This window comes from Chitinivibrionia bacterium, assembly GCA_009779925.1.
Lineage (GTDB): Bacteria > Fibrobacterota > Chitinivibrionia > Chitinivibrionales > Chitinivibrionaceae > WRFX01.
Genome location: WRAZ01000014.1, coordinates 1 through 13,081 on the forward strand (window position 1 = coordinate 1; position 13,081 = coordinate 13,081).

Genomic DNA, 13,081 nt, shown 5'->3' on the forward strand with positions numbered 1-13,081 from the left:
CGACAGAGCGTTTTTCTTTGACAATACCATAACGGACGTAAAAAGCGAATATTCATTTTTTGCGGAGAAAACCGATAATAATTTATACATAAAAGACGGCGCAAATGTCCCTTGGTGGTTTGGGAAGTATTTGTTGGAGAGGTAAAATACGTTCCGCATGTATTTTTAGGAAAAAAAGGAGGCAAATATGAAAATGACAAGAAGAGATTTTATCGTCAGGGGCGGTATTGCCGCCGCGGGAGCTACGGCGGCGCTGGGACTTGGACTAACACATAATTTATTTGCAAAAAATCCTGATAGCGGCGAAGATGGAGCAACCCAAAACAAAAGAGACAAGCAGTTTTTAAGATATATCGATTTGGAACGCAGTGGTGAACTTAAACGTCGCGAAGAAGCGTTGTGGGATTTATATTCGCCTTGCAAACTCTGTCCGCGTATGTGCGGGGCTCGTCGCGCCGAAGGTCGGGGAGGCGCGTGTACTGTCGCGGGTAATTTTAAGGTTTCCTCGTTTGGTCCCGATTTTGGCAATGAACAACCTATTCGCGGAACGCGAGGGTCGGGCTCTATTTTCTTTTCGAACTGTAATCTGCTCTGCGTTTTTTGCCAAAACTGGCAAATTAACCACCGCGGCGACGGGCAAAATACCACGCACGAAGAAATCGCAAAAATGCTGTTGGATATGCAAGCTATGGGCTGTCATAATGTCAGTTTTATTACTCCAACGCATTTGGTGCCTCATCTTATAAAAGGATTACGGCTTGCTGTTGCAGGCGGGCTGACTGTGCCGCTGTGCTACAACTGCGGCGGATATGAGTCGCTTGAGGTGATTAAATTGCTTGACGGAATTGTCGATATTTACCAGCCTGATTTTAAGTTTATGAACTCCGCTGTTGCCGCGCGTTTCACACACGGAGCGCCGAATTACGCCGAACACGCCGCCGCCGCCATAAAAGAAATGCACAGACAAGTAGGTACATTGCAAATCGAAAACGGTCTTGCCTACCGCGGGACAGTGGTGCGCCATTTGGTTTTACCCGAAAACGTAGGCGGTACCGACAAAATTATTCGTTGGATTGCCGACGAACTCGGCACCGATACGCACGTTAATATTATGGGACAGTATTGGCCCGCGTTCAGAGCGAGCGAGTTTCCGCCGCTTGACAGAAGATTAACTCCTGAAGAATACGCCCAAGCGATGTATTGGGCAAGGGACGCGGGTTTGCATAATTTTCACTGATATAGCATTGAGATTACGGTTTTTTATAGCACATTCAATACGCCCCTGCAATAATTAAACTACTATAATCTGGCTTATATCTGCTTCTCATTTTTTGCCAAAAGCGACAGTAGGGCGAAAATCGAAATCACTCCCAAAACCAAATGAAGATTGCTGAGTTTGCCTGATAAACCATCTAAAAAGTTTATTGTCTGCGCGGACATAAAGCCGACAACGAATGCGAAAATAAAGACGTAAACTATAAAACGAAAGAAAAAGTTCATTTTCTTAGTGATGTCTTTCACCAATCTTTTAATGTAAATGCCGTAAATTGCAATTGTGGTCGCAACTATTCCGATTGCAATATACATTGAATTTGAACGGAACAGTTTTCCGAGGGCGTCTATTATTTCCATAATTTCTCCTCTAATTCTTTTTTGTTTTTGCATTCTTCGCTTATCATTGCGTTTCTTTTTACGCCGCCGTGAAAATCACTGCCGATGGTGGCTGTTAAGTTTCTTTCGGCGGCTATTTTGTTCAGCAGTGCTTTTTGTTCATGGCTAAAGGACAAATAATCGGCTTCTATTCCGTCTATGCCTGAATTGCACAGGTAATCTAATAATATGTCTAAATCTTCATTGCTTAAATATTCGGTGGTGTTATCTGTGTATGAAATAAACGGATGTGCCAAAATCGCAATTCCTGCGAATTTGTGAATTATATCTATTGCGTTTTGCATTGTAAAATCGTAGCAACGAAGGTCTTTGAAGCCGTCTCTTTCTAAGTATTTTATGCAGTTGTTCAGATTTTCGTCGTTTTCGACGTTTTCTTTTAGATGGTTGGTAATGTCTGCAATTCGCATTCGTTTTCGGGCGTGAAGTTTTATTTCGTCGTATTCTATATTATAGCCGAATTCGGACAGGCTTTTTACAATATCTTTGCATTTGTCTATTCTTCTTTTTCGGTGAGTAGCGAGCATTTCTACCAATTCTGTGTTTTGATGGTCGATGTTATATCCTAAAATATGGACTTGCAAATCTTGGGGAAGTTTTTCGATTTCGCCTCTGGTTGAGCAGGTAAATTCTATAGCGGGGATTAGTTTTATGCCGTACTTTTGGCAGGCTTGCGCGGCTTCGTCTATTCCACCGACGTCGTCGTGGTCGGACAGGGCGATTATGTCCAAATTGTTTTGATGTGCAAATTCCACAACTTCAGTCGGAGATAGTCTGCCGTCCGAAATATTTGAGTGAATATGCAAATCTACTTTCATTTTTAGTCCTTATTTGTTTGTTCTTTTTAAGGAAAATACTAAATGCCTACAAAAAAAAGGGCGAATAAATCGCCCCGATAAAGAAATCTTACTGTTTTGCATTATTGCGCAGGTATGACATTATCTATTGTTGCATTGGGAGAGCGACGAATTACTCCCTCTGCGCCGCTGTGATTAGAGCCATTACCTATGTCTTGCGCGCCGCCGCCGCCGCGCACGTGTATTGTGCCGCCCGAAATGTTAATAACTCCTGCGTGTCCGCCTGTACCTGCAAAACCTCCTCCGCCTCCAATTCCAGCGCCGCCACTGCTTGTCGGACGACCGCCGACGGCTATTATAGTGCCGCCTCTGATATTGATATTTCCGCCTGTCTCTGTTCTTGCGCCGCCTATGCCTGCGCCACCCGCGTCGGCAGGACCTACTCCACCGCCGCCTGTGGCATAAATTTCTCCGTCGTTTATATTTATTGTTATATTTTCGGTAGAGACGTTAGCTGTGCTTCTTTGACCACTGCCGATTCCCGGAGATCCGGGACCGCCTATGGCTCTTACTGTTCCGCCGTTAATGTTAATGAAAAGCGGATTTGTCCACAATCTTATTGTTCCGCCGCCGCCTATACCTGCTCCGCCAAAGCTACTCTCTGTGCCGCCAATGGCTGTAATGTCGCCGCCGTTAATAGTAATTGTACCGCCTCGAACATTAGAGCCGCTTCCGATTCCCGAGGCAAGTCCACGTCCTTCGGCAATTATTGTGCCACTGTTTATAGTGATATTTCCTGCCGTTCTTCCGCGATGACCTAGGGCTATACCTCCTTGAATGGAGAGTGGTATTCCGCCTTGATGACCGCCGATTCCAGAGGCGCTTGTTCCGCCTGTAGCCGTAAGTTTTCCGTCGCCTTGTATAACTATGCTCGTTCCTTCGGGAACGCCGAGACCCGCTGACCAGCCGGCATTTGCAGGAGGCAATACCAACTCATTTTCTCCGACAAGTGTAAGCGTGAGATGAGTACCGTCTCCGACCAACTGCATAGGAGATGCGCGGTGATAATAGGAGGGCAGTCCGAAAAACGGCGCTCCTTCGGGAAATATCGTTCCCGAAGGGTGGTCATATCTTCCTTGATAGTCAATAACGACAGCGGGACCTGTTCTGCGATTAACGGCATTCTCCAAAGTAATGTGCGCAGTACCTTCTACTTGTATTCGTATGCCGGGGTGAGCCGAAGTCCCCGTTATTCTGAGATTTGCGCCGTTGTTCACAAACAGCGTAGGTAGGTTTACACGTCCGTCGGGCGGAAAACGGCTCGGACGACTGTCATACCAAACATCCGCGTCAAAGTTCCAATTTGTTCCTTGCAGAGGTTGCAAGGTTGTTAGATTAAACGTCTCCGTCGGCGTTTGCGCAGAAATCGTAAATGCCGCTAAGGCTATAAATAAAAATATCTTTTTCATAGTGTTTCTCCTTATCTTCTCACGCCGATGCGCGTGGAATATGTGAATCTTCTTCCGCTTACGCCTGTCGCTTCAACGGTAATTAAATATGTGCCGCTTGCTACAAGTCGTCCATTGTTATTTATCAAATTCCAGACCGCGGTCTGTTGAGGCGAGTGCCTCGCCTCAACAATATTAAATACTTGATTGCCCAAAGCATCGAGAATGCGAATATTTATCGTCGCGGGCTCTGGGGTAATAACCGTGATTTTTGCAATATCCGACACTACCGCATTTTCGAGAATAATGCCGTATCTGCTATTGATTGCAGGATTGCGGTCGCGAATTGGAGATGGGTCGCAACCGTCGCAGATTTCTCCGACAATAAGACCGTCGTTTCTTCCCGCAAATACGATTTGATTTTGTCCTTTTATTTTAGAGTCCGCAATTCTGCCGCCGTTAAAATATACAAAACTTCCTGCGCTTCCTGTCGTCGAATTATCTGTTGAAATAGTTGCATCTGCCTCGGAATTTTTAATAAAGCCAAAATTCATTCCTATCAATCCGCCGCGCCAATTTCCGTTTGCTGTAATTTCTCCTTCAAAAGAACCTGCCGAAATTATGCCGTTGTTTAGACCTGCTAATCCGCCGATAACAGAACCTGTTCCCATCCCGGATGTTGCAATCTTTCCTGAGGCGGAAGAGTTTTCAATTATTCCGTTATTTGTTCCGACTAACCCTCCTAATACACCGCTGGATAAAACATCTGCATTAACGTTAATGTTCGTTATTCTTGCAAAGTCGCCTACAACTCCGAAAAAGCCGTGGTTTGGGTCCAAAGGAGATGTTCTGATAAAAATCCCATCGACAGTATGTTCGCCTCCGTTAAAATTTCCTTGAAACGGGCGCTCCGCAGTTCCGATCGGCGTCCATTGATTTGATTGACTGCCGTTAAGGTTAATGTTGGCGGCGAGCGTGATGTTTACATTTGCAAAACCGTCTCTGCGTTCGGTGGCGTTATTGCTTCTTACTCGCCTCGAAAGCTCCGTTAAATCTGCGGCAGTTCTTAATGTAATGTCGTTTGCAGTCCAAACTGGCGCTTGCGCCCACAAACAACTGATTAAAGATATTGCCAAAATAAATATTCGTTTAAGCATAGAAAAATTCTCCTTATTATTGTTTATATATTGGGCAAATATACTATATACCCTCAACAATATGCAAAAAAAACAAGCTTTTTGCGACTATTTTATCAAAAATCGTCGTCCAAAACGTTTGAACTTCTGTCGCTTGACCCCGAAATTCCGCCCAAAACCTTTAATTCAAAGTCGCTCGGATTACTTGCAAACGACTTGGCGACATCAAAATCTACGAGTTCTTTTTTGTAAAGTTCTTCGAGAGATTGGTCGAAAGTCTGCGAACCGTAAATTTTGTTTCCTGCAGCAATCGCGTCGTTTATCATATTGAGATGGTCGGGACTTTTCAGGTATTCTTCAATTGTGGAATTATTTACCATTATCTCGCAGGCGGGAATTAAACCGCCGCCTTTTTTGGGGATAAGTCGCATAGAAACCACCGCCGCAAGAACGCTTGCAAGCATTTGGCGAATTTGCTCGTGCTGATGGTGCGAGAAAAACGAAATTGCACGCGATACCGTTTCCACTGTGTTCATTGTGTGCAGTGTGCTTAAAACCAAATGCCCCGTGTCTGCCGCCGCAAGAGCCAAAGACATTGTTTCGGCGTCGCGGATTTCTCCCATCAAAATAACATCAGGGTCTTGACGCATTGCCGCCTTAAGAGCCTCGGTGTAAGAAATGGTATCACTTCCTACTTCGCGCTGAGCAACCGTAGCAAGTTTGTTGCGGTGCAAAAATTCTATCGGGTCTTCGATTGATATAATGTTTACTTTTTTGCTTGAATTTATTATGTCTATCATCGAAGCTAAAAGCGTGGATTTTCCCGAGCCCGTTGTTCCCGTAACCAAAATAAGTCCTCTCGGTTCCATTGCGATTTTGCGAATGGTCTCGGGGACGTTTAGGCTGTCAAAAGGCGGAATATCTAATTTTATGTTTCTTATTGCAATGGCGGGAGTTCCGCGCTGACTATACACGTTTACACGAAAACGTCCGACCCCGGGAAGCATTACTCCTGCGTCAACTTCTCTGCGCTGTTTAAGCATATTCAACTGCTGTTCGTCTAACATTTCCGATAAAATTTTCTGCATATCGTCAAGAGTTAAATTAGGGACTTTGGCGGGAACAAGCGAGCCGTAAAGCCGAAAAAACGGCGCACATCCGACCCTCAAATGCAAGTCGGAAGCATTTTGTTTAACCATAGCGCTCAAAAGACTTTTGTAATCCATAAAACTACCACCTTTCCCAAGTGTAAACTATATTTATTTTTATATACAACGAAAATCTTTCGTCGTATCAGTTATTATTTTGCAACCGTTATCGCCGACAATTACCGTATCTTCTATTCGGACACCAATTTTTTCGGGAATGTAAATCCCCGGTTCTACAGTGATAACCATTCCGTTCTGTAAAACGGTTTCGTCTTTGCTGTTCAACGCAGGTCTTTCGTGAACTCGAAGTCCGATTGAATGTCCTGTAGAATGCTTGAAATATTCTCCAAAACTCAAATCTTTAATTGTATTGCGAACTATTTTGTCAATTTCCTTTGCTTTGATGCCCGCTTTTACATTTGCCACTCCAATATTTTGCGCTTTTGCAACGACTTCGTAAATCTTTCGATGCTCTTCTTTATTAGCGCCGAAGCAAACAGTTCTGGTCATATCCGAACAAAGTCCATTTACCGTGCAACCAAAATCGCAGAGTATAAAATCGCCGTCTTTAAGCATTCTTTCACGGCTCGGAACTCCGTGCGGAAGTGCGCAATTTTCGCCGAAAAGCACTATCGTATCAAATGCAACTTTTTCGCTTCCGTTTTGAAGAGTAATTATGTCCAAAAGTCGCGCCGCTTCAAACTCCGATATTCCTGCGCGCAATTTGTATGTCCATTCCTGATATGATTTGTCGGCGATATTTGCCGCTTGTTTTATATGCTCTGCTTCTTTTTCGGTTTTTACGTAAAAAACTTCGTCGATTTCACTGCCGCAAGGAATAAAATTTATGCCGTTTTTTACTGTTTTTTTGTAATATTCAAATTCACTGACCGACATATAATTATCTTGAAAAAGCAAGTTCGCACCTATTTCTGCAAATTCAATCAATTTTTCTGCGAATTCGTTTTGCTTTGCTTCAATAAATTTCCAATCGTGGTTTTCACAAAAAATTTCGGCGCTTGTTTTGTAGCGCGAGTCGGTAAAAAGAAATCTTTTTTTATGTGAATAAAGCAAGGCAACATTTGACGAAACAAAACCCGAAAAATAACGCACGCTGATGCTGTCCGTAATCAGAAGATAATCGGCTTTATGCTTTTTCAGCAGAAGATTTGCTTTTTCAAATCTCGTCATCACTATGGTTTTCCTTCTTAAATTCCTCTTTTAGGCTTTCCCTGATTTCGGGTTTTATCCGCTTTCCTTTGAGCGATTTAATCGGTTTTTTTGCGGGATTCGGCACACGTCTCGGAGCAAAAGTTTTCTTTTCGACGATGACTTCTTCACCGTCTTCCAGCTTATTGATGTGCTTGTTAATTTCTTCCAGTTTTTCGGCGTAATCATCGTTGTCGGGACTTTGTGTAAGCAGTCGTTCGTATATTTGTTTTGCCAAATACGGCTGTCCTTGCTCCAAATAAATCTGTGCGAAAGTCGGCGTTAAAATATGGTCGGGTAAAAGTTGCGCCGCTTCTTTCTGCACAAGCATTTTCTCGAATGCTTCTTTTTCGCTTATCGGCTCGGCTTTTTCTTCCTCTTCGTTAAATTTTTGCTCGGCATTTTCTAAAATTTGCGGGTGTTCCGCTTCTTTATGCAATGGTGGCATCGGCGCATTTTCTTCTTCTTCTTCAAGCAAGTGTTCGTCAGCGTCGAAAATTAGCGGGGCTTCTGTTTTTTCTGCAATCGGTTCTTCTGCGACGGGGTCTGCTATATCTTCTATAAAGAAAGGCAATTCCTCATCAGTCGGTTCTTCCGCTAATGGCTCAACTACCACTTCGGGAATGTCGGTGGCGAGTTCTTTTTTGTAGTCTTCAAAGGAATTGTCGAATTTTTCGCTCAAGATTTCCTCAAAACCTTCTTCTGCGACTTCGGAAGCGCCTGTTTTTTCTTCGATTATTAAATTTTCGTCGTCAATAAAATCGTCTTCTAAAAAAGCGCTGTCAAAAATTAATGGCTCTGCTTCATCAAAACGCGACGGCTTGGCTTCTTCTTCGATTTTAGTTTCGTTTTCTTCTTCTGAAATTATCGGCTCGATTATCTCTATGTCGTCAATTATCGGTTCTTCTATTGGTGCGTCGTCTCCCATAATCGCTTCGAGTTCTGCATCTTCTTTGTCTGTAAAAAGTTTTTCGACATCCTCTGCTTCTTCTATCTCTGCAATAAAATCGTCTTGGATTTCTTCTGTTTTTTCTTCGGCATCTTTTATCTCCGATATAAATTCGTCAAAATCGGTTGTATCAATAAAGAATGAGTCTTGTTCTTCGCTTGTATCAATGATTTCTTTGACGGCTTCTTCCTGCGCCGCTTCTTCTGCAATCATTTCGTTTAAATCTGCGGTGTCAAGAACAAATGGCTCTTCCTCAAATGATTGCTCAATGTTTGTCTCGTCAAGCTTTTCTTCTATATCTGTTATTGTTTCGAGCAAATCCGCCGCGACATCTTTAATAAACGGTGTTTCGCTTATATCTTGGGTTTCAGTCTCTTCTTCTTCGTCTATATATTGACCCTGAAGTATCGCCTCTTCGACTTCCGCTTCGATGGTGTCTTCGATTTCGGGTTTTGGCTTTTCTGTGAGAAATTCTTCTTCTTCGACAATTTCTTCTTCTTCTGCTTGTGGTTCTTCCAAGCCTGCAAAAGGGTCGTCAATTTCTTTTGGAGCGTTTTCGGCTTCAGTTTGCGGAGTTTCTTCTGTTTCAGATACGATTTCGGGGATAATTTCTTCGTTTTCTGTTTGTTCTTCTTGCTTTTCTTCTACAGTTTCTTCCTCTGAAGGTAGTGGGACATTCGCTTCTTCTTTGGATAGGAACATATCTTCTATTTTGTCAAAAGTCGGCTCTTCTTCGGGCGTTTTCTCTGCGGTTGGCTCTTGTGCAACTTCTTTTGGTTTTTCTTCTGTTTTTTCCGATTGTGGCTCTTCAGGTGATATTTCCAATTCTGTGAAAGGGGCTCCGATGTCCGCAAGAATATCGTCGATTTCTGCTTCTTTTCCGGCAAGCAACTCGTCTCTGAATAATTGTTTTATGTCGGGCTCCGGTTCTGCTTCTGCTTCCGTTTGCGTCGTTTCTACCGCTTCGACTATTTCTACCGTTTCTGTTTTGTTTGCGTCGTCTTCTTCGCCAAATATTTCAGCCAAATCTTCTTCGTTCGTTTCTTCCGGAACATCGCCTGCTGAAGCGTCTGCTTTACTTGCAAATTGTTCCCAGTTTATTTCTTCTCCCAATATTTCGCGAATGTTGAATGCACCTTCATTTCTGGTAGTGAGTTTTTTCAGAAGCGAAGATTTTGGATTGCGCCGAAGTAGTAAATCCGCTACTGTGTGCGCTTTATCGGTGTCGCCTGTTTGTTCGTAAATATGGGCAAGTTTTTCCGTTGCCGCCTGATGCCCCGGCTCAAATTTTAGTATAGCGACTAATTGTTCTGTCGCAAGCGTATAACTTCCCTGTTCTATAAGGCAGAGCGCCAAAATAAAACGTCCTGTGGCATAATTCGGATGTTTTCCGACGCCGTCTTTTGCAATTTCAAACGCTTCGTCGTATTTTTTTGCTACTATTAAATTGTAAGCGTATCTCGCAAACAGAAGAGAATTCGGCTGAACACCCAACACATCTTTCATATAATCCTGCGAAATAACCAACTTACCCATAGTTTCTCCTACAAAAAAACGCCTCGTAAATTCGACTAAAATACTTTTTTCCCAAGCCAAAAGCAACAAAAAACACCATTACCTGCAAAATTAGCGAAAAAAAATGTAAAAAGGCTATTATCTGCTCAACAATCCTTGCCATTTATGGAACGATTTTAAGGCGAAATTGTCGGTCATTCCGCAAACGTAATCGGCGGCGAGCTGTAGTTTGTTGTAGGTTGTTTGCTTTGTGAATTTTTTGTAAATGAAACGATAATTTGTCGAAATCATCTCGTAAAATCTGTTGTGAAGCGGGTTATCGCTTTTGCCGTCAACAAGAACCACGGGTATAAGTTCGCCAAGCAAATAATTTATCGTGTTAAAGCCGATAATTTCGTTTTCGAGAATGGATTTGTCTCTGAAAATTATTTCTCCGCCTATGTTTTTAAGCGCCTTTGCGGTAGTTTGCGCGTATGAATTTTGCAGTAAATCGAAGTCGTATTCGCCTGCTGTTATTTTGTCGGAATTTTTGCAAAACTCGTCAACTACAGCTTCTATCATAAAGTTTTGGACAATAACCCGCAAATGCTGAATTGCAAGTTCGAGCCGATTTTGGTAGTCAGCGGAAATTCCGTCGTGGAATATCGAAAATTCGTTTATTAAGTCAAGTTTTTTCTCTTCCTCGCTTATGGAAATGTCCAAAAGGCGATTTTGCAGAAATTCTACAATAATGTTTTTGGTCAAAATGCCTTTTTTGCAAGCGTCTTCGATGTCGGCAACGCAATACGCGATGTCGTCTGCCGCCTCCAAAAGCGGGGTCAGCGGAAAACGTCCGTTTAAATTAAATGTTTTTTGAATGTCGCGATATGCGTCTTCTTCCGAGGCGAAAAATCCATACTTTTTGCGTGAAAGCCCCTTGCCTTTTTGATTACCTTCAAGCGACGAAAACGGATATTTTACCAAAGTTGCAAGAACGGCGTGGGTCAAATTCATCCCGTCGTGGTCTTTCACAAAATGAAGCTTGCGCAAAACCCTAAATGTCTGCACATTCCCGTCAAAAAACAGTAAATCCTGCTTTTCCTGCGGTGATAAATCGTTTGCTACCTGTGGGTTTTTCTCAAAAAACGTCTTGAAAAACCACCGCATACTGTCCTCGCCGAAATGTCCGAAAGGCGGATTTCCCAAGTCGTGAATAAGCCCCGCGGTCGCTAAAATCGAGGGAATACAACCAATTTTTTCCTCGCTCAAATCACCCTGCTCAACAAGTCGTTTTTCGACCGAAAGTCCAATCGAACGTCCCAGCGATGATACTTCCAACGAATGCGTAAGTCGAGTGCGAACAAAATCGCCTTTATCCAACTGAAACACCTGCGTTTTGTCCTGCAAACGTCGAAACGCCGACGAAAAAATAACCCGCGTAAAGTCGTTCTCAAACGGGTTTCTGTAGTCGCTCGCGGCAATTTGCGATTCGCGAAATCGTTTCGGTATCAAAAATCTGTCAAAATTTTTTTTTGTCTTTTCCATATTATACATATCTCCTTTTTCTTTTAATTTCTCGCTAAAATTCCAATAATCTCCTTAACCTCTACTGCAACACTCTTATCGCTCATCTTGCTTTCCACCTCTTTCACCGAATGTAAAACAGTGGCGTGGCTTTTTCCGCCTAATTCGTTTCCGATTTGTGCAAGTGATAGCGAAGTGTAGTTTTTCAACAGATAAACCGCGACGTGTCTTGCCCACGAAATTTGCGCGACGCGGCTTTTTCCAGCGAGAGTTTCCAAGTCTATTTTGTAATACGAGCAAACAGCCGCTAAAATTGTTTTTGCCGAGTGATAACCCTTGACGGGCTCTAATCGCCGATTTTTCAGCACTTTTCTGACGGCATTGCTTGTTGTCGTTTCTCCCGAATGCGAAACCGAAGCGGCAATGTTGGCGACAATTCCCTGCAACTCGTGAATGTTTTCGCTACAATTTTCTACTATGTATTCTATTTCGTCTTCGGAAATTTTGATTTTATTTTTTTTCAGCATATTTTCTAAAATAGCTCTGCGTGTTTCAATGTTTTCCACGCCCAGTTTTACTGAAAGCCCCCACTGAAATCTCGAAATAAGTCGCTCCGTAATTCCGCTTAACTCCGACGGCGCGCAGTTTGCCGTAATAACAATTTGCTTGTTTTCGCGGTGAAATTTGTTGAAAATTTTGTATAATTCGAGTTGCGCTTCTTTTTTGCTCGATAATTCGTGAATGTTGTCGAAAAGTACGACTTTTGCTTTATTGAAAGCGTTTTCAAAGTCGTTGTAAGTGTCTTTTCCCAAATGCGCCGAAAAAATTCTGTAAAATTGCGCTCCCGAAACCAGAATAACTTGGCTTTGCGGAATTGTTTTTGTGATTTCGTTTGCGATGGCGTGTAAAATGTGTGTTTTGCCGACTCCCGCTTTTCCGTATATATAGAAGGGATTGTATTGCCGCATTTGCCCGGGGGCGTTTGCAATTCCCGCGGCGCTTCCCGCGGCAAGACGGTTTTCGTAGGCGCTTATAAAATTGTCAAAAGTATAATGCTTGTTCACAGGATGCGAAAGGAATGCTTTTTTGTCTGTTTTTGGAGTATCTACCGATGGGGCTTGCGGCAAATCCTGCTTTTTTTCACGGAAGTCGTTATCTTTTTCGCCTGCGACCGAAAAATACATATCCACAAAATTTTCGTCTATGCTTTTGGCGATTTTGCAGAGTTTTTGTTTGTATCTGGCGTTTATAATTTGCGGCGCAAAGTTGTTCGCTGTTTCCAAACAGAGCGTTCCGTCGTCGTATTTTATGGGTTTTAGCGGCTTAAGTCGATTTTCGATGACCGTTTCTTGAAATTCTTTTTTCTCTGTCGCCTGCGTTATAATTCCGTCCCAAAGCGTTTTTGCACTGATTTTTTTCGCCATATTTATAAAAAACCTTTCTTTAGTTTTACAAAAAAATAACAAATATTACAAGTTGTATTGATTTTTGCTATTGGAAAATACTATATTCCACTGCAAATTATGGGTTGAAAATTAAATTTCGAGGAGATATAGAGATGAAAAGAACCTATCAGCCGTCCAAAAGGAAGAGAGCTAACACTCACGGTTTTCGCGCAAGAATGGCTACTAAAGCGGGAAGAGACGTCCTTAAAAGAAGACGGGCAAAAGGTAGAAAAAACTTGACTACGGTCAATGTTTAAGGCTTA

Annotated in this window: 10 protein-coding genes and 2 pseudogenes; 3 read left to right on the plus strand and 9 right to left on the minus strand. The window is 42.7% G+C overall.

Features of this window, described 5'->3' with window-relative positions:
• The first annotated feature begins 187 nt into the window (after positions 1–187).
• A complete protein-coding gene (locus FWE23_05735) occupies positions 188–1,237 on the plus strand; it encodes a radical SAM protein (GenBank protein ID MCL2844935.1) in 1,050 nt (349 codons plus the stop codon).
• Positions 1,238–1,311: 74 nt separating this feature from the next.
• Here FWE23_05735 and FWE23_05740 read toward each other — a convergent pair whose 3' ends face one another.
• Both FWE23_05740 and FWE23_05745 read right to left on the minus strand, forming a co-directional pair.
• Entirely contained in the window at positions 1,312–1,632 is a 321-nt protein-coding gene (locus FWE23_05740) for a DUF3392 domain-containing protein (protein ID MCL2844936.1), read from the minus strand.
• Positions 1,623–2,486, minus strand: a complete 864-nt coding sequence (locus FWE23_05745) for a PHP domain-containing protein (GenBank protein ID MCL2844937.1) — start codon at positions 2,484–2,486, stop codon at positions 1,623–1,625. The genes FWE23_05740 and FWE23_05745 overlap by 10 nt, the downstream gene beginning before the upstream one ends.
• Before the next feature lie 258 nt (positions 2,487–2,744).
• Here FWE23_05745 and FWE23_05750 point away from each other — a divergent pair.
• Positions 2,745–2,921 (plus strand): annotated as a pseudogene (locus tag FWE23_05750) (energy transducer TonB).
• A gap of 96 nt (positions 2,922–3,017) precedes the next feature.
• Here FWE23_05750 and FWE23_05755 read toward each other — a convergent pair.
• From FWE23_05755 to dnaA, 7 genes and pseudogenes are all read right to left on the minus strand, one after another.
• Positions 3,018–3,514: pseudogene (locus FWE23_05755) on the minus strand (cell wall-binding protein).
• Between the two features lie 431 nt (positions 3,515–3,945).
• Positions 3,946–5,070 carry a hypothetical protein gene (locus FWE23_05760; protein ID MCL2844938.1) on the minus strand — a complete coding sequence of 375 codons (1,125 nt, stop codon included), beginning with the start codon at positions 5,068–5,070 and terminating at the stop codon, positions 3,946–3,948.
• Between the two features lie 95 nt (positions 5,071–5,165).
• Positions 5,166–6,275, minus strand: coding sequence for a PilT/PilU family type 4a pilus ATPase (locus FWE23_05765; protein ID MCL2844939.1), 1,110 nt, complete (start codon positions 6,273–6,275; stop codon positions 5,166–5,168).
• Between the two features lie 39 nt (positions 6,276–6,314).
• Positions 6,315–7,388, minus strand: coding sequence for a Xaa-Pro peptidase family protein (locus FWE23_05770; protein MCL2844940.1), 1,074 nt, complete (start codon positions 7,386–7,388; stop codon positions 6,315–6,317).
• Positions 7,375–9,891, minus strand: a complete 2,517-nt coding sequence (locus FWE23_05775; GenBank protein ID MCL2844941.1) for a tetratricopeptide repeat protein — start codon at positions 9,889–9,891, stop codon at positions 7,375–7,377. The genes FWE23_05770 and FWE23_05775 overlap by 14 nt, the downstream gene beginning before the upstream one ends.
• 117 nt (positions 9,892–10,008) lie before the next feature.
• The gene (dgt, locus tag FWE23_05780; protein MCL2844942.1) at positions 10,009–11,394 is read right to left on the minus strand and encodes a dNTP triphosphohydrolase; all 1,386 of its coding nucleotides are present in this window, start codon (positions 11,392–11,394) and stop codon (positions 10,009–10,011) included.
• 23 nt (positions 11,395–11,417) lie between these two features.
• Positions 11,418–12,797 (minus strand): chromosomal replication initiator protein DnaA, encoded by a 1,380-nt coding sequence (dnaA, locus tag FWE23_05785; protein ID MCL2844943.1) that lies wholly within the window; start codon positions 12,795–12,797, stop codon positions 11,418–11,420.
• Between the two features lie 134 nt (positions 12,798–12,931).
• Between dnaA and rpmH the strand changes: the two genes are divergently transcribed.
• Entirely contained in the window at positions 12,932–13,075 is a 144-nt protein-coding gene (gene rpmH / locus FWE23_05790; protein MCL2844944.1) for a 50S ribosomal protein L34, read from the plus strand.
• Positions 13,076–13,081 lie beyond the last annotated feature (6 nt).